Below are 25,049 nucleotides of genomic sequence, written 5' to 3' on the forward strand. Positions count from 1 at the left end.
CCGCAACCTCAAGCGATACCCACTTGGTTACGCCCTCCATTCTTGGCCAGGTACAGCCCCTTGTCCGCCGCCGAAATCAACTGCCGGCAATGCCCGCCCACCGCCGGCGTCTGGGTCGCCAGGCCAATGCTCACCGTCAACCGCGAATCCGCCGCTGGCGCCGTGTGCGGAATGCCCAGCGCCAACACCGTCTGACGCAGTTTCTCGGCAATCAGCCGCGCCCCGCCTGGGGACGTATTGGGCAACACCAAGGCAAACTCCTCGCCCCCATAACGCGCCGGCAGATCGGTCGGCCGCGAGCACGAGCCGCGGATCGCTTCAGCCACTTGGCGCAACGCCTCATCACCCGCCAAATGCCCGAAACTGTCGTTGTAGGCCTTGAAGTAGTCGACATCGATCATCAACAACGACAACTGCTGCTGCTCACGCATGGCCCGGCGCCATTCCAGCTCCAGGTATTCGTCGAAGTGCCGCCGGTTGGACAGCCCGGTCAGGCCATCGGAGTTCATCAACCGCTGCAGCATCAGGTTGGAATCGAGCAACTGCTGCTGGCTGACCCGCAGGGCGCGGTACGCCTCGTCACGCTGGAGCAACGTCAGGTAGGAACGCGAGTGGTAGCGAATGCGCGCCACCAGTTCGATGTTGTCCGGCAACTTGACCAGGTAGTCGTTGGCCCCCGCAGCAAACGCCGCGCTCTTCACCAGCGGGTCTTCCTTGGTCGACAGGACGATGATCGGGATATCTTGGGTAGCCGGGTTGTTGCGGTACTCACGCACCAGCGTCAGCCCATCCAGCCCCGGCATGATCAGGTCCTGCAGGATCACCGTCGGCTTGATGCGCATGGCCTGGGCCACGGCCTGGTGCGGGTCGGCGCAGAAATGGAAGTCGATGTTGTCTTCATGGGCCAGGCCACGTCGCACCGCCTCGCCGATCATTGCCTGATCGTCGACCAACAGCACCATCGCCGAGTTTTCGTTGGTGGTCGCGAAACCTTCGATCGGTAGATCATTCATGCCTATTCACCTGATCACCGCCGACCAGGCGGCGTGATTCAATACATATCGTCATTTTGCAAAGAATTCCATCAATCGCCCGGCGATTCGCTCCAGCGGGCGGATTTCCACCGCCGCGTCAATCGCCGCGGCGGCCTTGGGCATGCCGTATACGGCACTGCTGGCCTGGTCCTGGGCGATGGTCAGGAAGCCCTGCTGGCGCATCTGTTTGAGGCCCTGGGCACCGTCGCGGCCCATGCCAGTGAGCAGCACACCCACCGCATCGCCGCTCCAGTAGCGTGCCACGCTCTCGAAGAACACATCGATCGAAGGCCGGTAGATTTCGTTGACGGGTTCGGCAGTGTAGGCCAGCTGACCATTTTGCAGCAGGCGGATATGGTGGTTGGTGCCCGCCAGCAGGACTTGCCCCGGCTGCGGCGGCTCGCCCTCGCGGGCCAGGCGCACCGGCAGGCCGGCAGCGCTGCTGAGCCATTCGGCCATGCCTGCGGCGAATACCTGGTCGACGTGCTGGACCAGCACGATGGCCGCCGGGAATGCCGGCGGCAAGCCCTTGAGCAGCACCTCAAGGGCGGCCGGGCCGCCGGCCGACGAACCGATTGCCACCAAGCCACGACGCTGGGATGCCTCGCGCAATGGCGTGGCAACCGGGCGCGCGGCCGGCGTGCGCTGCTGGCCTATCAGCCAGCCGATGTTGAGGATCTTGCGCAGCAGTGGCGCCGCCGCCTCACGGGCATCGCCCGCGCCCAAGGCCGGGGTATCGACCACATCCAGCGCGCCATGGCCCATGGCCTCGAACACCCGGTGCACGTTCTGCTTGCGGTCGACCGTGACGATGACGATGGCGCAGGGGGTCTCGGCCATGATCCGCCGCGTCGCCTCTACCCCATCCATCACCGGCATGATCAAGTCCATGAGGATCAGGTCTGGCTGCTGCTCGGCGCACCGCTGCACCGCCTCGGCGCCGTTGCCCGCCACCCAGATCACCTGGTGCGCGGGCTCGAAGGCCAGCGCCCGGCGCAACGCCTCCACCGCCATGGGCATATCGTTGACGATGGCGATCTTCATCCCTGAGCACCTCCAATCAGCTCCACCACAGCATCCAGCAACGCATCGTCGTGGAAACTGGCCTTTGCCAAATAGTAGTCGGCGCCAGCGTCCAGACCACGCCGCCGGTCTTCCTCACGGTCCTTGTACGACACCACCATCACCGGCAGCGATTGCAGGCGCTGGTCCCGGCGCACCAGGGTGACCAGTTCGATGCCATCCATGCGCGGCATGTCGATGTCGGTGATCAGCAAGTCGAAGTCTTCGCCGCGCAGGGCATTCCAGCCGTCCATGCCATCCACCGCCACGGCCACTTCGTAACCGCGGTTACCCAACAGCTTGCGCTGCAGTTCGCGCACGGTGAGCGAGTCGTCGACCACCAGGATGCGCTTGCGCGCCAGGCCGCGGGGGCCACTGTTGCCCCGCTCGATGCGCTCGAGGCTGCCGGTACTGAGCAGTTTTTCCACCGAGCGCAGCAGGTCTTCGACGTCGACGATCAGCACCACCGAGCCATCGTCGAGCAATGCCCCGGAGGAGATGTCCTGGACCTTGCCCAGGCGCGGATCGAGGGGCATCACCACCAGCACCCGCTCCCCGATCAAGCGTTCCACGGCCACCCCATAGAGTTGCTCGCGCTCTCGAATCACCACCACCCGCAGGCTGCTTTCATCGGCCTGCCCTGCCGGGCGATTGAGCAACTGGCTGGCCGCCACCAGGCCGATGTGCCGCCCTTCATGCCAAAAATGCTGACGCCCTTCGATCTGCACGATCTGCTCGGCGGTCACCTCCAGCGTGCGTTCGATGTGCGCGAGCGGGAACGCATACGCTTCGCCGCCCACTTCCACCACCAGGCTGCGCACCACCGACAGCGTCAGCGGCACCTGCAGGTGGAAGCGGCAGCCCTGCCCGGCCAGCTGGGTCAATTCGATCGACCCGCGCAGCTCGCGGATCATGTGTTGCACGGCGTCCAAGCCAACCCCGCGCCCTGACACCTCAGTCACCTTGTCGCGCAGGCTGAAACCGGGCAAGAACAGGAACGTGATCAGCTCCGCCTCGCTCATCCGCGCCACGGTGTCGGCCGGCGACATGGCGCGCTCGACGATGGCGCTGCGCAGGCGCTCCAGGTCGATACCGGCACCATCGTCAATCAGCTCGAGGCTGAGCATGCCGGCCTGGTGCGAGGCACGCAGGCGAATCACGCCCTCCTGCGCCTTGCCTGCCAGCAGGCGCCGCTCTGGCAGTTCGATGCCATGGTCGACCGCATTGCGCAGCAGGTGGGTCAGCGGCGCTTCGAGCTTTTCCAGCACATCGCGGTCGACTTGGGTCTTTTCGCCTTCGATGACCAAGCGCACCGGCTTGCCCAGAGACCGCCCAAGGTCACGGACCATGCGGCTCTGCCCGGCCAGAACGTCGGCAAAGGGCCGCATCCGGCAGGCCAGCGCCGTGTCATAGAGCAATTGCGCACGCTGGCTGGCCTGCCAGCCGAACTCGTCGAGGTCGGCGGCCTGCTGCTGCAGAATCTGCTGGGTCTCGACCAACAAGCGTTGGGTCTGGGCCAGGGCCTCGAGTACCTCGCTGCTCTGGCCACTGTCCTCCAGTTGCATGCGCAAACCATCGAGTGCCTGCATGCCTTGGCCATGCATGCGCTTAAGGCGCTGCAGGGTGGCCAGGTAAGGCTTGAGCCGCTGGGTCTCGACCAGCGATTTGCTGGACAGGTCGAGCAAGCTGTTGAGGCGGTCGGCCGTGACCCGCAGCACCCGCTCAGCGCCTTCGCCGGCGCGTTTACCGGCCTTGCGCCGTGGCGCGGGCTCAAGCTCGACGTCCCCTTCCATGGGCTCGGGGGCCATCGGCAAGGGCTCGACAGCCAGGGTTGGCACGGGCGCTGTCGGCGACGGCATGGCCATCGCCATTGGCACCGACACCGGCGCCGCGCCCGGGTCCAGCAAGCTGGCCATCTGCGCGAGGAACACCGGCAGTGTCGCTTGGGCGCCCGCGTCGCCCGGCGTGGCGATGCGCATCAACAGGTCGGTCCCCTGCAGCAGCGCATCGATATGCTCGGCGCTCAGCCGCAAGCGGCCTTCCTGCGCCGCCACTAGGCAGTCTTCCATCACGTGGGCCACGCTCACGCCAGCATCGACCCCGACAATACGTGCGGCCCCTTTCAGGGAGTGGGCCGCGCGCATGCAGGCTTCCAACTGGTCGGCCTGGGTGGGGTTGCGCTCCAGCGCCATCAGGCCGGCGCTAAGCACCTGGGTCTGCGCCTCGGCTTCCAGGCTGAACAGCTCGAGCAACGATGCGTCGCGCATTTGCTCTGGGGTCATGACAGGCTCCGCTGCACCGCAGACAGTAAGTGTTGATCGTCCAGCACCCGCACACTGCGGCCGCGCCACTGCAGCACCGCCGCGGTGAAGTGGGTAGCATCCTGGCCACTGCCCAGCAACGTTGGGTCAAGCCGGTGAATGCCGTCGATTTCCTCGACCGCCATCACCACCGGCCCCCCTTCGGCAGCCAGGATCAGCATGCGCGGCATCTCGCGGCCGCTGCGTTGCTGCCCAGCAGCCGGCTGCACACCCAGCAAATCAGCCAGCGACAGGCACGGCACCAATGCACCGCGCACATTGGCAACGCCCTGCAGCATTCGGGAACGCTGGTGCGGCAGCGAATGCACCGCCTGCAAGGGGGCGATTTCAGCCAGGCAGGCGGTCGCCAAGGCCAGCCATTCTTCGCCGAGCCTGAACAGCAGCATGGAGCGGCCAACCGATTCCTCGGCCGCTGGCGCAACTGCGGCGTGGTCATCCTGCAGCAGGGCATAACGGTCGAGCAGGCGCGTGGCGGCAGCGGCATACACGTCACAGTTGCGGCAATGAATATGCCGCTCCAGCAGCGGGCACTGTTTGTCACCGTGCACGCCGATGCGGTTCCAGCAGTCGTCGATGCGCTCGTCGGCCTGCGCAAGCAGTTGCATCGCGGATTCACCCCTCATCGTTCAGGCTCCCGTCCCGCCCGTGCGGCACGCGCCTGCAAACGCTGGGCGCCTGCCAGGTCGCCCTGGGCCGCGAGCAAGGCCGCCAGGTGCACCAAGGCTTCGGGGTGCTGCGGCTCAAGATACAGGGCCTTGCGATAGTGGGTAAGCGCCTGGCCGGCGTCGCCTTCGGTATCACTGAGCAAGCCCAGCCAGTAGTAAACCTGCGCCGTCGGCGCGAACTGGCTCAAGTAGCGCTGGCAGGCGGCACGCGCCTGCGCACTGGCGCCCGCGTTGGCATGCTGGGCAATGCTGGCCAGCAGTTCGGCTTCGTTCTCGCCTTTGCGTTCTGCCGGCAGTGGCGCCTTGGCAGTGAACGGAAGCGCTCGCAACGGCCGCGCCAATGACGGCGTCGGCGGCGGGTACACGGGCAGGGGCAAAGGCGGCAGCGCGCGCTTGGCTGGCGGCGCGGGAAGTGCGCGGGCCGGTGCCACGGCGCCCTCCTGACGCACGTAGGCGAACGATTGAGCGATACCCAGCGGGCGCATGCCCAGCCGCGCCAGCAAGCTGCCTTCCGCAGGCCCGATAAACAGCACACCCTGCGGATGAGCCAGGCGCTTGAGCACCTCGAACACGCGCTGCTGGGTGGCCACGTCGAAATAAATCAACAGATTGCGACAGAACACGAAGTCGTACAGGCCATCGCGGCTGGCCAGGGCCGGGTCCAGCACATTGCCCACTTGCAGGCTGACTTGCTGACGCACGCGATCATGCAAGCGGTGGCCGTCACCGAGCGCATCGAAAAAGCGCTCGCGAAACCCCAGGTCGCTGCCGCGAAACGCATTGCGTCCGTAAACCGCCTGCTCACCCTTGGCCACCGAAAGGGGGCTGATGTCGATGCCATCGATCACGAACGTGCCAGGGCTCATGCCACCCTCGAGCAGCGCCATGGCCAGTGAATAAGGTTCTTCGCCGGTCGAGCACGGCAGGCTGAGCAGCCGCACCGGGCGGGCGCCGGCCAGTTCTGCCAGGCGCTTGTGGGCCAGCCCCACCAGGGCCGTGAAGGATTCCGGGTAACGGAAAAACCAGGTCTCGGGGACGATGACCGCCTCGATCAGGGCCTGTTGCTCGTCCGCCGACTGCTGCAGGCGCAGCCAGTAGTCGTCCAGGTCCACGGCGCTCACGGCACTGCAGCGCTGGCGCAAGGCACGCTCGACCATCTGCGCGCCCACCGACTCCACGTCCAGGCCGATGCGCTCGTGCAGATAGCGGAAGAAACGCTGTTCAATCATGTCGGCATTCCTGGCGCAGGGGCCCCGTGTTCATCGGCAAACAACAGCTCGCGCACGGCATCTGTCAGCAAGTCATCGACGGCGATGCGCTGCACCAGGCCTTGGGCATCCTGGCGCACGGGCCCCAGGTACGGTGCGTCGCCGTTGTCCAGGCCATACGGCTGGAATTCTTCGGGGCGGCAACGCAAGGTCTCGGTGGCCTGTTCAAGGATCAGCCCAAGCTGCAAGTCGCCCCGGTAACGCACCAGCACCAGCCGCGTGCTGGTGCGTTGCGCCGCCGCCTGGCCAAAGCTCAGTGCCGACAGGTCGACCACCGGCACCAGTGCGCCGCGGTGCGCAAGGATGCCCGCGACCCACGACGGCGCTTGGGCAATCGGCTTGAGCGGCCGACGCGGCAGCACCTCGATCACCTCGTGCACGTCCAGGGCAAAACGCTGGTCAGCGATGCGGAACTGCAGGTACAACGCGCCCTTGGCGTCGCTTGCCTGCGCTGCGCGGGGTTGCAGGTCGTTCATGGTCGTCAGACTTTGAATCGCGACACGCCGCCACGCAGGCCTGCTGCCACCTGGCTGAGCTCGTCAATGGCAAAACTGGCCTGGCGCAGCGACTCGACCGTCTGGGTACTGGCATCGCTCAGCTGCGCCAACGCTTGGTTGATCTGCTCGGCGCCGGTGGCCTGGGCCTGCATGCCCTCGTTGACCATCAGCACACGCGGCGCCAGGGCCTGCACCTGATGGATGATCTGGCTGAGCTGCTCGCCCACTTGCTGCACCTCGAACATGCCACGGCGCACCTCTTCAGAGAACTTGTCCATGCCCATGACCCCGGCCGACACCGCCGACTGGATTTCGCGCACCATCTGCTCGATGTCGTAGGTGGCCACCGCTGTCTGGTCAGCCAGGCGGCGTACCTCGGTCGCCACCACGGCGAAGCCACGGCCATACTCGCCGGCTTTTTCCGCTTCGATGGCGGCATTGAGCGACAACAGGTTGGTCTGGTCGGCTACCTTGACGATGGTCACCACCATCTGGGTGATGTTGCTGGCCTTTTCGTTGAGGATGCCGAGCTTGGCATTGACCAGGTCGGCGGCGCCCATCACCTGGTGCATGGTTTCTTCCATGCGGGCCAGGCCTTGCTGGCCGGAGCCGGCCAGGCTGGAGGCCTGATCGGCGGCAGAGGTGACCTCGGTCATGGTGCGTACCAAGTCACGCGAGGTGGCGGCGATTTCCCGCGAGGTGGCGCCGATTTCGGTGGTGGTCGCGGCGGTCTCGGTAGCGGTGGCCTGCTGCTGCTTGGACGTGGCGGCAATCTCGGTCACCGAGGTGGTCACCTGCACCGATGACCGCTGGGCTTGGGACACCAAGTTGGCCAGCGCTTCGGCCATTTCGTTGAAGCCGCTTTCGATGGCGCCGAACTCGTCCTTGCGGTCCAGGCTCAGGCGCATGCTCAGGTCACCCGAACGCAGCCTGTCGAGGGCGTGGACGATGCGCTGCATGGGGGCGCTGATGGCGCGCATCAGCAGCAACCCGCAGATCCCGGCGGCAACGATTGCCAGCAGCAGCGAAACCATCATGCTGCCCTTGGCCGTGCTCACGGCGCTGACGATATCTTGAGTGGCCGCGTCGGCCGAGGCTCGGTTGTTCTCGATGACTTCGTTCAGGTGCTTGCGACCATCAACCCATGTGGGGGTGAGTACCTCGATGATAAGCCGTTCGGCTTCGGCATAGTTGTGCTGGCGGTAGGTGTCCAGCACCTGGCCGACGATCTTGAGGTAGCCCTGTTCCAGCTGCACGAAGCTGTCGAAGCGGGCCTGGTCGTCGCTGTCCTTGATGGTGGTCTGGTAGCTGGCCATGTGTTGCTTGAGGCGGTCCTCGAAGCTCTTGAACAGTTCCAGATCCGCCGAGGTGATTTCGCGGTGGTTGGACAGCCCTACCAGTTGCTGGCTGGTGACGTAGCTGTCGACCCAGGCACTGCGGATCATCGAGCTGTAGTAGACCCCGGGGATGCTGTCGGTCCCCACTGCCTCCTCGGCACTTTCGATCGCCACCAGCCGCGAGTAGGCGGCTACGATCATCAGCAGCATGATGGCGATGATCACGGCGAAACTTGCCAGGATCCGTTGGCGCAAGGTCCAGTTTTTCACATTCAGCCCTCAGGAATTCACAACGAGCGGGAAAAATCGCCGAAGTATAGCCCAGGCATCCTACGCTTTTGCGGCTGAAATGCGGGGTATTCAGGCATCCTTGCCTGATGGACAAGCCAAGTCGCCTGCTATTGGCCTGCGGCGAGCCGCACCTGGCTCTCCAGTTCCTGGCGCAATGCCGGGTCCAGGCGCAGCTGCCGGGCGAGTTCGTCCAGGTAGGCGCGCTCCATGAAGTTTTCCTGATCGACCATCATCACACTGGCCAGGTACATCTCGGCGGCCATTTCCGGTGTTTGCGCAGCACGCGCCACTTCGGCCGGGTCCAGCGGTTTGTTCAGCTCATCGTGCAGCCAGTGCTGCAGTTCGCGGTCCGTGTCCAGGCGGGTGAACTCGCCTTCAATCAAGGCGCGCTCGCGCTCATCGATATGGCCATCGGACTTGGCCGCTGCCACCAATGCGCGCAGCACCGCCTGGCTGTGCTGCTCGGCCTGGGCCGGTGGCAGGCGGTCGAGGGTTTGCGGCTCGGGCGCCTGCCCTGCCCCCGGCTGGCGCGCCTGCCAATTGCCGTAGGCCTTGTAGGCCAGCACCCCGAGCGCAGCCAGGCCACCGTAGGTCAGGGCTTTGCCGCCATATTTGCGGGCCTTCTTGCTACCCAGCAACAGGCCCAGCGCCCCTGCCCCCAACGCGCCGCCACCCACGCCGGAGAGCAGGCCGCCAAGGCCACCGGCGCTGGTGCCAGGCTTGCCTGAACCGCCTTTGCCGGCCTGTTTTTCGAGCAGTTGCTGGCCGGACTTGAGCAGTTGGTCGAGCAGTCCGCGGGTGTTCATTGAGGTACCTCCAGACGTCGCAAAAGAATGGCCAGATTAAGCCTTGCCCACGCGATCGCCACGGGGGGATTTGCTTCCGGATGTTGCATTGGCCAGCAAAAAGCCAACTAGACTCGATATCGCCAATACCTCGCGCAATCGCACTACGCTTATAACAATCGCTCCACTGCTTGCTTGATGACTGCCCCGACCCAGATCTCCAAGAAGAGGGAACACCATGTCAGCGCACAAGACCGCATTGCTCGGCGCCATGACTGGCGCGTTGCTCGCCAGCGCCAGCCTGCAGGCCGCCGAACCGCTCAAAGCCCTGGGAGCCGGCGAAGGGCGCCTGGATATCGTCGCCTGGCCCGGCTACATCGAGCGCGGTGAAAGCGACAAGGCCTACGATTGGGTCACCGGCTTTGAAAAGGAAACCGGCTGCAAGGTCAGCGTCAAGACCGCCGCCACCTCGGACGAAATGGTCAGCCTGATGACCAAGGGCGGCTACGACCTGGTCACCGCCTCGGGCGACGCGTCGCTGCGGCTGATCGCCGGCAAGCGGGTACAGCCGATCAACACCGCGCTGATCCCCAACTGGAAAAACATCGACCCGCGCCTGCAAAACGGCGGCTGGTACGTGGTCGACAAGCAAGCCTACGGCACCCCGTACCAATGGGGGCCGAACGTGCTGCTGTACAGCACTACGGTATTCAAGCAGCCGCCGACCAGTTGGGGCGTGGTCTTCGAACCGCAAAACCTGCCCGACGGCAAGCCGAACAAAGGCCGCGTGCAAGCCTACGACGGGCCGATCTACATCGCCGATGCGGCGCTGTACCTGAAGTCGGCGAAGCCGGAACTGGGCATCCAGGACCCCTACGAACTGAACGAGGCCCAGTACAAGGCGGTGCTCGAACTGTTGCGCCAGCAGCAGCCGCTGATTCACCGCTACTGGCATGACGCCACGGTGCAGATGAGCGATGTGAAGAACGAAGGTGTGGCCGCGTCCAGCTCCTGGGGCTACATGGTCAACGGCCTGAAAGCCGAGAACCAGCCGGTGGCCTCGACCATTCCGAAAGAAGGCGCCACGGGCTGGGCCGACACCACCATGCTGCACAGCGAGGCCAAACACCCCAACTGCGCCTACAAATGGATGGACTGGTCGCTGCAACCGAAGGTGCAAGGTGATGTGGCTGCCTGGTTCGGCTCGTTGCCGGCAGTGCCTGCAGCCTGCACCGGCAGCGAACTGCTGGGCGCTGAAGGGTGCAAGACCAATGGCTTCGACAACTTCGACAAGATTGCCTTCTGGAAGACCCCACAGGCCCAGGGGGGCAAGTTCGTGCCGTACAGCCGGTGGACGCAGGATTATATTGCGATCATGGGTGGACGCTAAGGTCGAATGAGCCTGTCCCGGCCCCTTCGCGGGGCGAGCCCGCTCCCACAAGGGCAACGTCGCTATGGCCCCTGTGGGAGCGGGCTTGCCCCGCGAAGGGGCCGGGACAGGCACTACAAGCACAGCTGAGTACCGCCCATGCCCCTAGCCGTCCAGTTCACCCACGTTTCACGCACCTTCGGCGAGGTCAAGGCCGTCGACCAGGTCAGCATCGACATCGAAGATGGCGAGTTCTTTTCCATGCTCGGCCCTTCCGGCTCGGGCAAGACCACCTGCCTGCGCCTGATCGCAGGCTTCGAACAACCCAACACTGGCTCGATCCGCATCCATGGCGTCGAAGCTGCAGGTGTGCCGCCCTACCAACGCGACGTCAACACCGTGTTCCAGGACTACGCACTGTTCCCGCACATGAATGTGCGCGACAACATCGCCTACGGGCTAAAGGTCAAAGGCGTGGCCAAGGCCGAGCGCCATGCTCGCGCTGAAGAGGCGTTGGCGATGGTGGCGCTGGCCGGTTACGGTGCGCGCAAACCGGCGCAGCTGTCCGGCGGCCAGCGCCAGCGCGTCGCCCTCGCCCGCGCCCTGGTCAACCGCCCACGGGTGCTGTTGCTCGACGAACCGCTGGGGGCACTGGACTTGAAGCTGCGCGAGCAGATGCAGGGCGAACTGAAAAAACTCCAGCGCCAGTTGGGGATCACCTTCATCTTCGTCACCCACGACCAGACCGAAGCGCTGTCGATGTCCGACCGGGTCGCGGTGTTCAACCGCGGGCGCATCGAACAGGTCGACACCCCGCGCAACCTGTACATGAAGCCGGCCACTACCTTCGTCGCCGAGTTCGTCGGCACCTCGAACGTGGTGCGCGGCGCGTTGGCCGAGCAGCTCAATGGCAGCCCCGCGCCGTTTTCCATCCGCCCCGAGCATATCCGCCTGGGCGAACAGGCCGCTGGCAGCCATGAAGTGCAAATCAGTGGCCTGTTGCACGACGTGCAGTATCAAGGCAGCGCGACCCGCTTCGAGCTGCAGCTGGACAGCGGCCAGCTACTGACAGTAAGCCAGGCCAACGACCGCTGGCAGGCACAGCCGCCAACCTGGCAGGCCGGCCAGCGGGTACTGGCGCGCTGGCCCCGTGAAGCGATGACGGCGCTGCAGGAAACCGTGCTCGACGAGGGCCGCTGAGATGAACGCCCCGCGCGCCAACCCAAGCCCGCTGCGCAGGTTCTCCAACCTGTTGTACCGGCGCCCCAATCTCTACCTGATGCTGCTGTTGATCCCGCCACTGACCTGGTTCGGGGCGATCTACCTGGGCTCGTTGCTGAACCTGCTGTGGCAGGGGTTCTATACCTTCGACGACTTCACCATGGCGGTGACCCCGGACCTGACCCTGGGCAATTTCGAGGCGCTGTTCAACCCGTCAAACTTCGACATCATCCTGCGCACCTTGGGCATGGCAGTGGCAGTCTCGCTGGCCAGCGCGGTGCTAGCCTTCCCGATCGCTTACTACATGGCGCGCTTCACCAGCGGCAAGACCAAGGCATTTTTCTACATCGCGGTGATGATGCCGATGTGGGCCAGCTACATCGTCAAGACTTACGCCTGGACCTTGCTGCTGGCCAAAGGCGGCGTGGCCCAGTGGTTCGTCCAGGTGCTGCACCTGGACGGCCTGCTGCAGGCGGTGCTGACAGTGCCTGGCGTTGGCGGCAGTACCCTGTCGACCTCGCACCTGGGGCGTTTCATGGTGTTCGTGTACATCTGGCTGCCGTTCATGATCCTGCCGATTCAGGCCTCGCTGGAGCGCTTGCCGCCGTCCTTGCTGCAAGCTTCGGCGGACCTGGGGGCCAGGCCCAGGCAAACGTTCTGGCAGGTGATTTTGCCGCTGTCGATCCCGGGCATTGCCGCAGGGTCGATCTTCACCTTCTCCCTGACCCTGGGCGACTTCATCGTGCCGCAGCTGATCGGCCCGCCCGGGTACTTCATCGGCAGCATGGTCTATGCCCAACAAGGGGCGATCGGCAACATGCCAATGGCCGCCGCGTTTACCTTGGTGCCTATCGTGCTGATCGCGGTCTACTTGTCCATCGTCAAGCGCCTGGGGGCATTCGATGCACTCTGAAAACGCATCAACCGGCTTGCGCCTGGCGGCCTGGGGCGGGTTGCTGTTCCTGCACTTCCCGATCTTGATCATCGTCCTCTACGCCTTCAACACCGAAGACGCGGCCTTCAGCTTCCCGCCCCAGGGCTTTACCCTGAAGTGGTTCAGCGTGGCCTTCGCTCGCCCGGATGTGCTCGAAGCCATCAAGCTGTCGCTGCAGGTTGCCTGCCTGGCCACACTGATTGCCCTGGTGCTCGGCACCCTGGCCTCGGCGGCGCTGTACCGTCGCAGCTTTTTTGGCAAGGAGGGCATCTCGCTGATGCTGATTTTACCGATTGCCTTGCCTGGCATCATCACCGGTATCGCCCTGCTCTCCGCGTTCAAGAGCCTGGGCATCGAACCTGGCCTGTTCACCATCGTGGTCGGCCACGCGACCTTCTGCGTGGTGATCGTCTACAACAACGTCATCGCCCGCCTGCGGCGGACCTCGCAAAGCCTGATCGAAGCCTCGATGGACCTGGGCGCGGATGGCTGGCAGACCTTCCGCTACATCATCCTGCCCAACCTCGGCTCGGCGCTGCTGGCGGGTGGCATGCTGGCCTTCGCTCTGTCGTTCGACGAAATCATCGTGACCACCTTTACCGCAGGGCACGAACGCACGCTGCCGATCTGGTTGCTCAACCAGCTCAGCCGCCCGCGCGACGTGCCCGTGACCAATGTGGTCGCCATGCTGGTGATGCTGGTGACCATGCTGCCGATCCTCGGCGCCTATTACCTGACCCGCGGCGGCGAAAGCGTCGCGGGCAGTGGCAAATGACCCTGGAGGAGTCTTCCATGCAAACGCAGATGCTGATCAACGGTCACCTGGTCGCCGGAGAGGGGCCGGCCTGGACCGTGCTCAACCCCGCCTCGGGCAGCGCCCTGGCGCAAATCAACGAAGCCAGCGAAGCGCAGGTCGACAGCGCCGTGCGTGCCGCCGACCAGGCCTTCGAGAGCTGGTCACAAGCCAGCCCCAAGGACCGCTCCCTGGCATTGCTGGCGCTGGCCGACACCATCGAGCAGCATGGCGAGGAACTGGCCCGGCTCGAATCGCAGAACTGCGGCAAGCCCTTCAGTGCTGCGCTGAATGACGAAATCCCGGCGATTGCCGACGTGTTCCGCTTTTTCGCCGGCGCGGCGCGCTGCCTGGGCGGCTCGGCGGCCGGCGAATACTTGCCAGGGCACACCTCGATGATCCGCCGCGACCCACTGGGCGTGGTCGCCTCGATCGCGCCGTGGAACTACCCGCTGATGATGCTGGCCTGGAAAGTCGCGCCGGCCCTGGCAGCCGGCAACACCGTAGTGATCAAACCGTCCGAACTGACGCCGCTCACCGCACTGCGCCTGGGCGAACTGGCGCAGGGCCTGCTGCCGCCTGGCGTGCTCAACATCCTCTTCGGCCGTGGCCAAACCGTCGGCACGCCGCTGGTCACCCACCCGAACGTGCGCATGGTGTCGCTGACCGGTTCGATCCCCACCGGCGCGCACATCATCAGCGCCACCGCCGACAGTGTGAAGCGTATGCACATGGAACTGGGCGGCAAGGCGCCGGTGCTGGTGTTCGACGATGCCGACATCGACGCCGCCATCGAGGGTATCCGCACGTTCGGCTTCTACAACGCCGGCCAGGACTGCACCGCGGCTTGCCGCCTGTATGTGCAGGACGGCATCTACGAGCCATTCGTGCAACGCCTGGGCGAAGCGGTAGCCAGCCTCAAGCCCGGCCTGCAGGACGCCGAGGACACGGAACTGGGGCCACTGATCAGTGCCCAGCACCGCGACAAGGTCGCAGGCCTTGTGGAGCGGGCCATCGCCCAACCGCACATTCGCCTGGTGACAGGTGGCAAGGCGATTGAAGGCGACGGCTTCTTCTTCGAGCCAACCGTACTGGCCGATGCTCTGCAGGATGACGAGATCGTGCGCAACGAAGTATTTGGCCCGGTGGTCTCGGTGACCCGCTTCACCGACGAGGCGCAGGCGCTGGCGTGGGCCAACGATTCCAACTACGGCCTGGCGTCATCGGTGTGGACCCGCGACACCGGCCGCGCCCATCGCCTGGCGGCGCGCTTGCAGTACGGCTGCACCTGGGTGAACACCCACTTCATGCTGGTCAGCGAAATGCCCCATGGCGGGCAGAAGCATTCGGGGTATGGGAAGGATATGTCGGTGTATGGGCTGGAGGACTACACCTGTGTGCGGCATGTGATGATCAAGCATTGAGTTGTGGCTTGTCAGTGGATTTGTAGCGCCTTCGAGATTGAGCGCCGCNNGCGGCGCTCGATGTCAGCACCCCCTCACACCCAAAGCCAGACACCCGCAAACCACTCAGTCTAATCCCGCAAATCCGACTCATGAATCGGGTTAGCCCGGCTGGTAGCCCGTTGATACTGCGCCGGCCAGGTGGCCTTGTTGCCGCCCAGGTCATCGTCGGCATGCAGCGGCCAGTAAGGGTCGCGCAGCAGTTCGCGGGCCAGGAAGATGACGTCGGCCTGGCCGGTACGCAGGATGTGCTCGGCCTGGGCCGGCTCGGTGATCATGCCCACGGTGCCGGTGGCGATTTCCGACTCTTTGCGCACACGCTCGGCGAAGCGGGTCTGGTAACCGGGGCCGGTCGGGATCTCGGCGTTGACCGACGTGCCGCCGGATGAAACATCGATTAGGTCGACGCCTAGCGAGCGCAGGCGCCGTGCCAGCTCGACGGTTTCGTCAGGGTTCCAGCCGTCCTCTACCCAGTCGGTCGCTGAAACGCGAACGAACAGCGGCAGCTCCTGCGGCCAGACTTTGCGCACTGCCTCAGTTACCTGCAGGGTCAGGCGGATGCGGTTTTCGAAACAACTGCCATAGTCATCGCGGCGCTGGTTGCTCAGGGGCGAGAGGAACTGGTGCAGCAAATAGCCATGCGCCGCGTGGATTTCGACCACTTTGAAGCCTGCTTCCAATGCCCGTTCGGTCGCTTTGACGAACGCGGCTACAACTTCCTGGATCTCGTCCTTGCTTAACTCACGCGGTGCTGTGTGTTCAGGGTCGAAGGCAATTTTCGAGGGCCCCACCGGCTGCCAACCACCGTCCTCGATCTTGACGCTGCCATGCTTGCCCAGCCACGGGCGATGGGTGCTGGCCTTGCGCCCGGCGTGGGCCAGCTGGATGCCCGGCACAGCACCCTGGGCGGTAATGAAGCGGGTAATGCGTTGCAGCGGCGCGATCTGGACGTCGTCCCACAGGCCGAGGTCTTCGGCGGTAATGCGGCCATCGGCAGTAACCGCCACGGCTTCAGTGATCACCAGGCCCGCACCACCGACGGCGCGGCTACCCAAATGGACAAGATGCCAGTCGTTGGCCAAGCCATCGACAGCGGAATACTGGCACATCGGCGAGACCGCGATGCGGTTGGGCAACGTCAGCTTACGCAGGGTGTAAGGCTCGAGCAGCAGGCTCATGAGGGCACCTCCCAAGGACTCCAATGGTGATCCGGCCCGGACACTCAATTGCACGTCCCTGGCCCAGGTCCGGTCATAACTTCAGACTAGACCAGAATGGGTGGGGGGGAGGTTCCATGGGATTTGGGGTGGGATGCTGGGTGTTTGGTTTGATGAGGCAAGGCCTCCAGGTGTACGCCGACAGGTTTGCAGCGCCTATGAGATCGAGCGCCGCCCGCGCGGCGCTTCGCGGGACAAGCCCGCTCCCACATCTGTTTCGGGCCAATTATTCCTGTGCCATAGGCGCGCGCACCCTAGGTGCATGGCTGGAGATTGATTAAAAACAGCGATGCCCCTTCGATATCGACGGGGCAGACAAGGCGAATAGAGGTGACCTCACAGAAGTGACTGGCCCGAAACAGATGTGGGAGCGGGCTTGTCCCGCGAAGCGCCGCGCGGGCGGCGCTCGATATCTGCCGCACCACAACACCCAAACCAATCACCTTGAAGCCCTCAGCGCGGCTCCATGTGGGCAATCATCAACTGCACGCTCTCATTACCGCGAAACTCGTTCACATCCAGCTTGTACGCCAGCTCCACCCAACGCACGGTAGGGTTCGGCCACACCTCGCGGTCGACGCCGAAGGCAATGCCATCAAGCCTCACCGACCCACATTCGCTCTTGAGCACCACTTTCAGGTGCCGCTCGCCGACCACTCGCTGCTCGATCAGCTGGAACACACCATGGAACAACGGCTCTGGGAAGTGCTGCCCCCATGGCCCGGCGTGGCGCAGGGCCTTGGCCAGGTCGAGGTGAAACTCTTCCACGGCCAGGCTGCCATCCGACAGAAGCCGGCCGGTGAGGTCTTCTTCGCGCAGCTGGCGCCGCACTTCCTGGTCAAACGCCTCGGCGAATGCCGGGAAGTTACCTTCAGGCAACGACAACCCGGCGGCCATGGCGTGCCCGCCGAATTTGCTGATCAGCTGCGGATGGCGCGCCGCCACCGCATCCAGCGCATCGCGGATGTGAAAACCCGGCACCGAACGTGCCGAGCCCTTGAGCATGCCGTCGCCGGCATCGGCAAAGGCGATGGTCGGCCGGTGATAACGTTCCTTCAGGCGTGAGGCAAGGATCCCGATCACGCCTTGGTGCCAGTCGGCATCGAACAGGCACAAGCCGTACGGCATCGATTCGACGGGCAGGTCCTTGAGCTGGGCCAGCGCCTCGCGCTGCATGCCCTGCTCGATAGACTTGCGGTCCTGGTTGAGGTCGTCCAGCTGCTGGGCCATTTCCTGGGCCAGGGCGGCGTCTTCGCACAGCAGGCATTCGATGCCCAGGCTCATGTCGTCCAAGCGCCCAGCCGCGTTCAAGCGCGGGCCCAGAATGAAGCCCAGGTCGGTGGAGGTGATGCGCCGGTGATCACGGCGGGCCACCTCAAGAATCGCCTTGAGCCCTGGCCGAGCGCGGCCGGCACGAATGCGTTCGAGGCCCTGGTGCACCAGGATGCGGTTGTTGGCGTCCAGCGGCACCACGTCGGCGACGCTGCCCAGCGCCACCAGGTCGAGCAGTTCGCCGATGTTCGGCTGTGCTTGCGTGTCGTAGCGCCCCAGGCTGCGCAGGCGTGCGCGCAAGGCCATGAGCACATAGAAGATCACCCCGACCCCGGCCAGCGACTTGCTCGGGAAGTCACAGCCCGGCTGGTTCGGGTTGATGATCGCATCGGCGTCGGGCAATTGTTCACCCGGCAAGTGGTGGTCGGTGACCAGCACTTTGAGCCCCGCCGCCTTGGCTGCCGCCACGCCATCGACACTGGAGATGCCGTTGTCGACGGTGATCAGCAACTGCGGCTGACGCTGCAATGCGACGTCGACGATCTCCGGCGTCAGGCCATAGCCGAATTCGAAGCGGTTGGGTACCAGGTAATCGACGTGGGCCGCACCCAGCAAACGCAGGCCCAGCACGCCAACGGTGCTGGCAGTGGCCCCGTCGGCGTCGAAGTCGCCAACGATGAGAATGCGCTGGCGCTGGTCGAGGGCTTCGACCAGCAGGTCTACCCCCGCCTCGATGCCTTTGAGTTGCTGGTACGGCAACAGCCGCGCCAGGCTTTTGTCCAGTTCGGCCTCGGTCTGCACGCCGCGGGCGGCATACAGACGGGTCAACAAGGGTGGCAGGTTACCCAGCAAGGGCAAGGTCGACGGCAGGGGGCGAGGTTCGATACGCATGGGGTCTTCGGCAATCAGGAAAGGGTCAGGTCAGCCACGCTCACCGAGCAGCCACTCCAGCTGCACTTCGTGCTGGCCACGGTCATCGGTGACGAACACCGTGCCTTCGCTGATCATCACGTCCCACTTGATGCTGCGCGGCATGTCGGTGGCCAGGGTTTCCAGCACCTCCTGCGGCACTGCAGCGATGTTCAGGTTCTTCAGGCCCTTGACCGCAGGCACCACCTTGGTCTCCCACACGCGCAGGCTACCGTAGGCCAGCAGGCTGGTGCGCTCGGTGCGACGGGAGCACCAGGTCAGGCGGTCGGCATCCGGTTGGCCGACTTCGATCCAGTGCAGGACGCGATCGTCCAGGCTCTTTTCCCACAACGCCGGTTCGTCGACATCCGACAGACCACGACCAAACGACAATTGCTCGTTGTACCAGAGTGCGTAGGCCAACAGACGAACGGCCATACGCTCTTCGGTTTCCGAAGGGTGACGGGCAATGGTCTGCTTGACGCTTTGGTAGACGTTGCGATCGAGGTCAGTCAGATTCAGTTCGAATTTGTAGGTAGTGGACGGCTGGGCCATGGTCGACGGGCTTCTTGCGCAAAGAAAAGTCACACAGTCTAACCGATCCTGCCCCTCGTTGCGCCGCGGCAGTATCTGCCGCTTCGGAGCTATGATAAAACCACGGCTCTGCCCAGTTGCCACGGATGCCCCATGTCTACGCCCAGCAAACCCCTCGCCGGCCTGAAAGTCATCGAACTCGGGACCCTGATCGCTGGCCCGTTCGCGTCGCGCATCTGTGCCGAGTTCGGTGCCGAGGTGATCAAGGTCGAGTCCCCCGACAGCGGCGACCCGCTGCGCAAATGGCGCAAGCTGTACGAAGGCACGTCGCTGTGGTGGTTCGTGCAGGCACGCAACAAACAGTCACTGACCCTCAACCTCAAGCACCCGGACGGCCGCGAGATTCTCAAGCGCCTGCTGGCCGAGGCCGATATCCTGATCGAGAACTTCCGCCCCGGCGTGCTGGAAAAGCTCGGCCTGGGCTGGGATGTGCTGCACGCGCTCAACCCGCGCTTGGTCATGGTACGCCTGTCGGGTTTCGGCCAGACCGGGCCGATGAAAGACCAGCCAGGTTTTGGCGCGGTGGGCGAGTCCATGGGCGGCCTGCGCTACATCACCGGCTTCGACGACCGCCCGCCCGTGCGCACCGGCATCTCCATCGGTGATTCGATTGCCGCGCTGTGGGGGGTGATTGGGGCCTTGATGGCGTTGCGGCACCGCGAGGTCAATGGCGGCCAGGGCCAAGTGGTGGACGTGGCACTGTACGAGGCGATCTTTGCCATGATGGAAAGCATGGTCCCGGAATTCGATGTCTTCGGTTTCATCCGCGAACGCACCGGCAATATCATGCCCGGCATCACGCCCTCCTCCATCCACACCAGTGCCGATGGCAAGCATGTGCAGATCGGCGCCAATGGCGATGCGATCTTCAAACGTTTCATGCAGGCCATAGGCCGCGCCGACCTGGCCGATGACCCGTCACTGGCCACCAACGATGGCCGCGACCTGCGCCGTGACGAGCTCTATGGGGTGATCGACCGCTGGGCCAACAGCCAGCCGCTGGAGCAGCTCATGCAGGTGCTCACCACCGCCGAAGTACCGGCAAGCCGCATCTATTCTGCCGAGGACATGTTCAACGACCCGCAATACCTGGCGCGGGAGATGTTCCTGCAGGCGCGCCTGCCAGACGGCAAACCCTTCAAGATGCCAGGCATCGTACCCAAGCTTTCGGAAACACCCGGCTCCACCGAGTGGGTCGGCCCTGCGCTGGGCGAACACACTGACGCACTGCTCACCGCCCTGGGCTACGACGCGGCCGCCATCGCCGGCCTGCGCGAAGCAGGCGCGGTCTGACGCCTGCCGCCGCCGATGCGAGCTGCCCACTGGTTACGCACCCTGCTTTTACTGTGCGCGCTGCTGCCTGCACTGGCCGTGCCGCACGCTGCGGCCAAGGAGCGCTTGTTGTGGCTGGTTCGCGACCTGCCGCCCTTCACCATTTTTGAAGGGACAGAGAAAGGCCAAGGGGTCATTGACCGCCTGCTGCCACTGCTGATCGAGCGGATGCCCGAGTACGATCACAGTATCGTCCGGGTAAACCGTGCCCGCGGGATCCAGATGCTTCAGGACCCGAACACTTTTACCTGCGACCCGACCTTGCTGTGGACGCCGGAGCGTGCCGAGTACGTGCACTTTTCCATACCGTCGCTGGGAGTGTTGAGCGGGGGGCTGGTGGTGCGCAAGGCAGGTGAGGCACGGCTGGCGCCGTATCTCACCGACAACGAGGTCGACCTGCCCGGGTTGATGAGCCACACCCCGTTGAAGCTCGGCATCGTCGCCGAACGCAGCTATGGCACGCAGATCGACGAGATCCTGCGCCAATTGCCAGACTCGGCACTCAGCCGCCACTACGGCAACGATGCCACTGCCAACCAGTTGCAGATGCAACAACTGGGGCGCCTGCACATGGTGATGGGGTATTGGCCAGAAGTGCGTTACCTGATCCAGCAGCAAGGCGGGTCACTGGGTGACTACCAGTTTCATCCGGTTCGGGGCGTGAACCGCTATCAGTTTCTGCATGTGGGCTGCTCGGACTCGGCACTGGGTCGCGAGGCCGTTGCGCATATCGACCAGCTATTGCCCACGCTACGCCAAGAGACCTTGCCAGGGCTATATGCCCGGTGGCTGGACCCTGAGTTGCAGGCAACGTACCTGGAACAGAGCAAGCAGTTTTTCAAACAGCCCTAGCGCTGCAGACAAAAGAAACCCCGGAACGCTGGGGAGGACGCCCGGGGCTAATTGAAAGTCCCTTGGGACTTCCCGTGACAGCCTGCCAGCACCGGAGCAATGCGCTGGCTAGCTGCCCTTACTGTGTCTGATAAGCAATTCAGGCAAAGGTTCCCGGCATTTGCTGTCGCTGTTGCAAGGCAGCAATCACACAGGGCTGCAAGCGGCCTTCTGCAATCTGCAGGTCACGGTGCAAACCATCCACCAGGTCAATGAGCAGGCGCTGTTCCTGCAACTGGCGCAGGCTCACCGTGCGCTGCAGGGTGATGCCTTCAAGGCTGTCAAAGACGGTCAATTGACGGTTGCCACTGGCATCGGCAACGCCCAGGTGCGTCTGGTAGGGGGTCAGGGCTTCGTTCAGCAGTCTGCAGATTCTTTCCATCCGGATCACTCGCTGCGTGGTGGGCTATAGAGAAACTGACCAACAAGCGCAGCACAAAGTTCGAAACGCTGCGGCTGTTTCAGTGAGCATGCGGGGCGCAGGTGACAGTTTGAATACGCCCGCCCAGGCGCTGAAGTGCGTGTTGCAGATTGGTCATGGACAGTGGCCACGGCAGCTCGGCGACGACCCACAACCCCCGTCGCTTCGCCTCCAGGGCCAGGTTCTGCTGTTCGGGTGTGGCTTGACCGACGAACAACAAGGCGCGCAAGGCGTGGCTACCCGCCAGTTTTTTCAACAGCGCAAGCCCTGCCCTTTTGGGCATGGCGTGATCGAGGATCAGCAAGTCAGGGCAACGCTCAGCGCTCAGGCACGCGTGCAGATCAGCGGCTTCTTCAGTGATGCGCACATTGAAGATGCCTTGGGCATTGAATGCCTGGTGCAGGAGGATTTGATGGGAAGGGCGTGCCTGGTGAATCAGCACATAAGGCCTGGACATGAGCCACTCCTGGAGGAAGAGCTGGCAAATCTAGGCAACATCCCAAGAGGGTTAAATAGGAAATATCCGAAAGATCAGATGGAAAACCAGACAATCAAGGGCCGCTAAGCGGCCCTTGATATCACCGCAATTAAAGCGGCTTACCGCGGTTACCATGCTGGCTGACAAAGCCCTGAACGGCCTTCAGGTCATTGGCCAGCACCGTGCAGCGCTCTTCGCGGCTGAACAGGTCGGCCAGGTGTGCAGGCAATTCCAGCGCCTTGCCAACACCTGCCTTCTCCACGGCTTCCGGGAACTTGACCGGATGCGCGGTACCCAGCACCACCATCGGCGTGTCCAGGCTGCGACGGCACTCGCGGGCGGCCTTGACGCCGATCGCGGTATGCGGGTCGAGCACTTCGCCGGTGCTGGCGAACACTTCGGCGATGGTCTCGCAGGTCTGCTCGTCACTGACGGCCAGCGAGTCGAACAGTTTGCGCGCTTCGGTCCAGCGGTCTTCGTCAACGCTGAAACCGCCACCCTGCTTGAAGTTGTCCATCAACGCGGCAATGGCTGCACCGTTACGGCCGTGCAGGTCGAACAGCAGGCGCTCGAAGTTGGACGACACCATGATGTCCATCGACGGCGACAGGGTCGCGTGCAGGGTGTCCTTGACGTACTGGTTGCCGCTCATGAAGCGGTGCAGGATGTCGTTACGGTTGGTGGCGACCACCAGTTGGCTGATCGGCAGGCCCATGTTGCGTGCCAAGTAACCGGCGAAGATGTCGCCGAAGTTGCCGGTGGGCACCGAGAACGCCACCGAGCGGGCTGGGCCGCCCAACTGCAGGGCTGCGTGGAAGTAGTAGACGATCTGGGCCATAATCCGCGCCCAGTTGATCGAGTTGACGGCCACCAGGCGGGTGCCCTTGAGGAACGACTGGTCGGCGAAGCTGGCCTTGACCATCTCCTGGCAGTCGTCGAAGTTGCCTTCGATGGCGATGTTGTGGATGTTGTCGCCAAAGATGGTGGTCATCTGCCGACGCTGTACTTCCGACACGCGCTGGTGCGGGTGCAGGATGAAGATGTCGACGTTGTCGCAGCGGCGGCAACCTTCGATGGCAGCGGAGCCGGTGTCACCGCTGGTGGCACCGACGATCACCACGCGCTCGCCGCGCTTGACCAGCACGTGGTCGAGCAGGCGGCCGAGCAACTGCAGGGCAAAGTCCTTGAAGGCCAGTGTCGGGCCGTGGAACAGCTCCATCACCCACTCGTTGCTGTTCAACTGGCGCAGCGGCGCCACGGCAGCGTGGGCGAACGCGCCGTAGGTTTCCTCGAGGATCTTCTTGAAGTCGGCGTCGGCGATACTACCGGCGACGAACGGACGCATCACGCGGAAGGCCAGTTCGTGATACGGCAGGCCAGCCCAGGAAGCGATCTCTTCCTGGGTGAAGCGCGGCAGGTTTTCAGGAACGTACAGGCCGCCGTCGCTGGCCAGGCCAGCCAGCAGGACATCTTCGAAATTCAGGGCCGGTGCCTGGCCACGGGTGCTGATATAGCGCATGGTGCAAACCTTCGATACTGAGGCCGGGGCCGCGTGCGCAGCCCAACGGCATGATTCGTTAATTGAGCTGTTCGACGCGGATGCGCACGACCTTGCCGACCACATCCTGCAGGGCTTCCAGGGCGACAATGGCGTCGTTGATGCCCTGCTCGACCACGCGATGGGTCAGCAGGATCATCGGCACCAGGCCGTCCTGTTCCTCGGCTTCCTTCTGCATGATCGACTCGATGTTGATGCCACGTTCCGAGAGAATGCTGGCCACCTGGGCCAGCACGCCGGGGTGATCCTTGGCCTGGATGCGCAGGTAGTAGGCGCTTTCACAGGCTTCGATCGGCAGAATCGGGTGCGCCGACAGCGAGTCTGGCTGGAAGGCCAGGTGCGGCACGCGGTTTTCCGGGTCGGAGGTCATTGCGCGTACCACGTCGACCAGGTCGGCGACGACCGACGAAGCGGTCGGCTCCATACCGGCACCTGCGCCGTAGTACAGGGTCGAACCGGCGGCGTCGCCGTTGACCATGACCGCGTTCATCACGCCGTTGACGTTGGCGATCAGACGATCGCTCGGGATCAATGTCGGGTGCACGCGCAGCTCGATGCCTTCAGCCGTGCGACGTGCCACGCCCAGGTGCTTGATGCGGTAGCCCAGGGCCTCGGCGTAGTTCACGTCAGCGGTGGTCAGCTGGGTGATGCCTTCGGTGTAGGCCTTGTCGAACTGCAGCGGGATACCAAAGGCGATGGACGCCAGGATGGTCAGCTTGTGGGCCGCATCGATGCCCTCGACGTCGAAAGTTGGGTCGGCTTCGGCATAACCCAGAGCCTGGGCTTCGGCCAGCACGTCCGGGAAGGCACGGCCTTTTTCGCGCATTTCGGTGAGGATGAAGTTACCGGTGCCGTTGATGATGCCGGCCAGCCAGTTGATACGGTTGGCCGACAGGCCTTCACGGATCGCCTTGATCACCGGGATGCCACCGGCAACCGCCGCTTCGAAGGCGACGATAACGCCCTTCTCGCGGGCCTTGGCAAAGATTTCGTTGCCATGCACGGCGATCAGCGCCTTGTTCGCGGTGACCACGTGCTTGCCATTTTCGATGGCTTTTAGCACCAGGTCGCGAGCGATGGTGTAACCACCGATCAGCTCGATGACGATGTCGATTTCCGGGTTGGTCGCAACGTCGAACACATCAGCGGTAATGGGGGTACCGGTAATCTGGCAGTTCGGGTTCTGCGAGCGCATGGCAATCTGTGCCACTTCAATACCGCGCCCGGCACGGCGGGCAATCTCCTCGGCGTTGCGCTGAAGTACATTGAAGGTTCCGCCACCGACGGTCCCCAACCCACAGATGCCTACTTTGACCGGTTTCACTGTGAACTCCCCA

General features: G+C 64.0%; 22 protein-coding genes. 7 read left to right on the top strand and 15 right to left on the bottom strand.

The annotated features are described in order from the left end of the window. Window positions 1-8: 8 nt before the first annotated feature. The 8 genes from wspR to MFF34_RS22025 all read right to left on the bottom strand — a co-directional run bounded on the left by wspR (window position 9) and on the right by MFF34_RS22025 (window position 9,281). A complete protein-coding gene (wspR, locus tag MFF34_RS21990) occupies window positions 9-1,013 on the bottom strand; it encodes a Wsp signal transduction system regulator diguanylate cyclase WspR (RefSeq protein ID WP_027595748.1) in 1,005 nt (334 codons plus the stop codon). A 51-nt stretch (window positions 1,014-1,064) separates the two neighbouring features. Then, window positions 1,065-2,078 carry a Wsp signal transduction system protein-glutamate methylesterase WspF gene (gene wspF / locus MFF34_RS21995; protein ID WP_027595747.1) on the bottom strand — a complete coding sequence of 338 codons (1,014 nt, stop codon included), beginning with the start codon at window positions 2,076-2,078 and terminating at the stop codon, window positions 1,065-1,067. Continuing rightward, entirely contained in the window at window positions 2,075-4,378 is a 2,304-nt protein-coding gene (locus tag MFF34_RS22000; protein WP_238216429.1) for a hybrid sensor histidine kinase/response regulator, read from the bottom strand. The genes wspF and MFF34_RS22000 overlap by 4 nt, the downstream gene beginning before the upstream one ends. Continuing rightward, window positions 4,375-5,040: a chemotaxis protein CheW gene (locus MFF34_RS22005; RefSeq protein WP_238216430.1), complete on the bottom strand. Its 666-nt coding sequence runs from the start codon at window positions 5,038-5,040 to the stop codon at window positions 4,375-4,377. The genes MFF34_RS22000 and MFF34_RS22005 overlap by 4 nt, the downstream gene beginning before the upstream one ends. Further along, on the bottom strand, window positions 5,037-6,311 hold the full coding sequence (locus MFF34_RS22010; protein ID WP_238216432.1) for a protein-glutamate O-methyltransferase CheR: 1,275 nt from the start codon (window positions 6,309-6,311) through the stop codon (window positions 5,037-5,039). Before MFF34_RS22010 ends, MFF34_RS22005 begins: the two co-directional genes overlap by 4 nt. Continuing rightward, entirely contained in the window at window positions 6,308-6,826 is a 519-nt protein-coding gene (locus MFF34_RS22015) for a chemotaxis protein CheW (RefSeq protein WP_238216434.1), read from the bottom strand. Before MFF34_RS22015 ends, MFF34_RS22010 begins: the two co-directional genes overlap by 4 nt. Before the next feature lie 5 nt (window positions 6,827-6,831). Next, the gene (locus tag MFF34_RS22020) at window positions 6,832-8,454 is read right to left on the bottom strand and encodes a methyl-accepting chemotaxis protein (protein ID WP_238216436.1); all 1,623 of its coding nucleotides are present in this window, start codon (window positions 8,452-8,454) and stop codon (window positions 6,832-6,834) included. Between the two features lie 128 nt (window positions 8,455-8,582). Further along, the gene (locus tag MFF34_RS22025) at window positions 8,583-9,281 is read right to left on the bottom strand and encodes a tellurite resistance TerB family protein (protein ID WP_085272725.1); all 699 of its coding nucleotides are present in this window, start codon (window positions 9,279-9,281) and stop codon (window positions 8,583-8,585) included. Between the two features lie 217 nt (window positions 9,282-9,498). Here MFF34_RS22025 and ydcS point away from each other — a divergent pair, with 217 nt between their 5' ends. The 5 genes from ydcS to MFF34_RS22050 all read left to right on the top strand — a co-directional run bounded on the left by ydcS (window position 9,499) and on the right by MFF34_RS22050 (window position 15,001). Next, complete coding sequence (ydcS, locus tag MFF34_RS22030; protein ID WP_238216438.1) at window positions 9,499-10,650, top strand: putative ABC transporter substrate-binding protein YdcS; 1,152 nt, start codon at window positions 9,499-9,501, stop codon at window positions 10,648-10,650. 138 nt (window positions 10,651-10,788) lie between these two features. Beyond that, window positions 10,789-11,829, top strand: a complete 1,041-nt coding sequence (locus MFF34_RS22035) for an ABC transporter ATP-binding protein (RefSeq protein WP_238216440.1) — start codon at window positions 10,789-10,791, stop codon at window positions 11,827-11,829. 1 nt (window position 11,830) lies between these two features. Beyond that, the gene (locus MFF34_RS22040) at window positions 11,831-12,763 is read left to right on the top strand and encodes an ABC transporter permease (protein WP_238216442.1); all 933 of its coding nucleotides are present in this window, start codon (window positions 11,831-11,833) and stop codon (window positions 12,761-12,763) included. Beyond that, the gene (locus MFF34_RS22045) at window positions 12,753-13,559 is read left to right on the top strand and encodes an ABC transporter permease (protein ID WP_027595737.1); all 807 of its coding nucleotides are present in this window, start codon (window positions 12,753-12,755) and stop codon (window positions 13,557-13,559) included. The genes MFF34_RS22040 and MFF34_RS22045 overlap by 11 nt, the downstream gene beginning before the upstream one ends. 17 nt (window positions 13,560-13,576) lie before the next feature. Then, window positions 13,577-15,001, top strand: coding sequence for a gamma-aminobutyraldehyde dehydrogenase (locus tag MFF34_RS22050; RefSeq protein ID WP_238216444.1), 1,425 nt, complete (start codon window positions 13,577-13,579; stop codon window positions 14,999-15,001). 110 nt (window positions 15,002-15,111) lie between these two features. Here the strand turns inward: MFF34_RS22050 and MFF34_RS22055 are convergent, their stop codons facing one another. The 3 genes from MFF34_RS22055 to MFF34_RS22065 form a co-directional block, all read right to left on the bottom strand. After that, window positions 15,112-16,218 carry an NADH:flavin oxidoreductase/NADH oxidase gene (locus tag MFF34_RS22055; protein WP_238216446.1) on the bottom strand — a complete coding sequence of 369 codons (1,107 nt, stop codon included), beginning with the start codon at window positions 16,216-16,218 and terminating at the stop codon, window positions 15,112-15,114. Window positions 16,219-16,710: 492 nt separating this feature from the next. Then, the gene (gene recJ / locus MFF34_RS22060) at window positions 16,711-18,420 is read right to left on the bottom strand and encodes a single-stranded-DNA-specific exonuclease RecJ (protein ID WP_238216448.1); all 1,710 of its coding nucleotides are present in this window, start codon (window positions 18,418-18,420) and stop codon (window positions 16,711-16,713) included. A 30-nt stretch (window positions 18,421-18,450) separates the two neighbouring features. Beyond that, window positions 18,451-18,993, bottom strand: a complete 543-nt coding sequence (locus MFF34_RS22065; RefSeq protein WP_027595733.1) for a YaeQ family protein — start codon at window positions 18,991-18,993, stop codon at window positions 18,451-18,453. 132 nt (window positions 18,994-19,125) lie between these two features. Between MFF34_RS22065 and MFF34_RS22070 the strand changes: the two genes are divergently transcribed. Together MFF34_RS22070 and MFF34_RS22075 are read left to right on the top strand one after the other, a co-directional pair. Beyond that, window positions 19,126-20,325 (top strand): CaiB/BaiF CoA-transferase family protein, encoded by a 1,200-nt coding sequence (locus MFF34_RS22070; protein ID WP_238216450.1) that lies wholly within the window; start codon window positions 19,126-19,128, stop codon window positions 20,323-20,325. 15 nt (window positions 20,326-20,340) lie between these two features. Further along, window positions 20,341-21,216 (top strand): TIGR02285 family protein, encoded by an 876-nt coding sequence (locus tag MFF34_RS22075; RefSeq protein ID WP_238216453.1) that lies wholly within the window; start codon window positions 20,341-20,343, stop codon window positions 21,214-21,216. A gap of 139 nt (window positions 21,217-21,355) precedes the next feature. Here the strand turns inward: MFF34_RS22075 and MFF34_RS22080 are convergent, their stop codons facing one another. The 4 genes from MFF34_RS22080 to MFF34_RS22095 all read right to left on the bottom strand — a co-directional run bounded on the left by MFF34_RS22080 (window position 21,356) and on the right by MFF34_RS22095 (window position 25,036). After that, window positions 21,356-21,637, bottom strand: coding sequence for a DUF3509 domain-containing protein (locus MFF34_RS22080; protein ID WP_027595730.1), 282 nt, complete (start codon window positions 21,635-21,637; stop codon window positions 21,356-21,358). Between the two features lie 79 nt (window positions 21,638-21,716). Beyond that, complete coding sequence (locus MFF34_RS22085) at window positions 21,717-22,133, bottom strand: response regulator (RefSeq protein ID WP_238216455.1); 417 nt, start codon at window positions 22,131-22,133, stop codon at window positions 21,717-21,719. Window positions 22,134-22,263: 130 nt separating this feature from the next. Then, a complete protein-coding gene (gene thrC, locus MFF34_RS22090; protein WP_027595728.1) occupies window positions 22,264-23,673 on the bottom strand; it encodes a threonine synthase in 1,410 nt (469 codons plus the stop codon). Between the two features lie 58 nt (window positions 23,674-23,731). Next, complete coding sequence (locus MFF34_RS22095) at window positions 23,732-25,036, bottom strand: homoserine dehydrogenase (protein WP_085272718.1); 1,305 nt, start codon at window positions 25,034-25,036, stop codon at window positions 23,732-23,734. Window positions 25,037-25,049 lie beyond the last annotated feature (13 nt).

Source organism: Pseudomonas sp. PAGU 2196 (genome assembly GCF_022179005.1).
In the GTDB taxonomy this organism is placed as follows: Bacteria; Pseudomonadota; Gammaproteobacteria; order Pseudomonadales; family Pseudomonadaceae; genus Aquipseudomonas; species Aquipseudomonas kermanshahensis.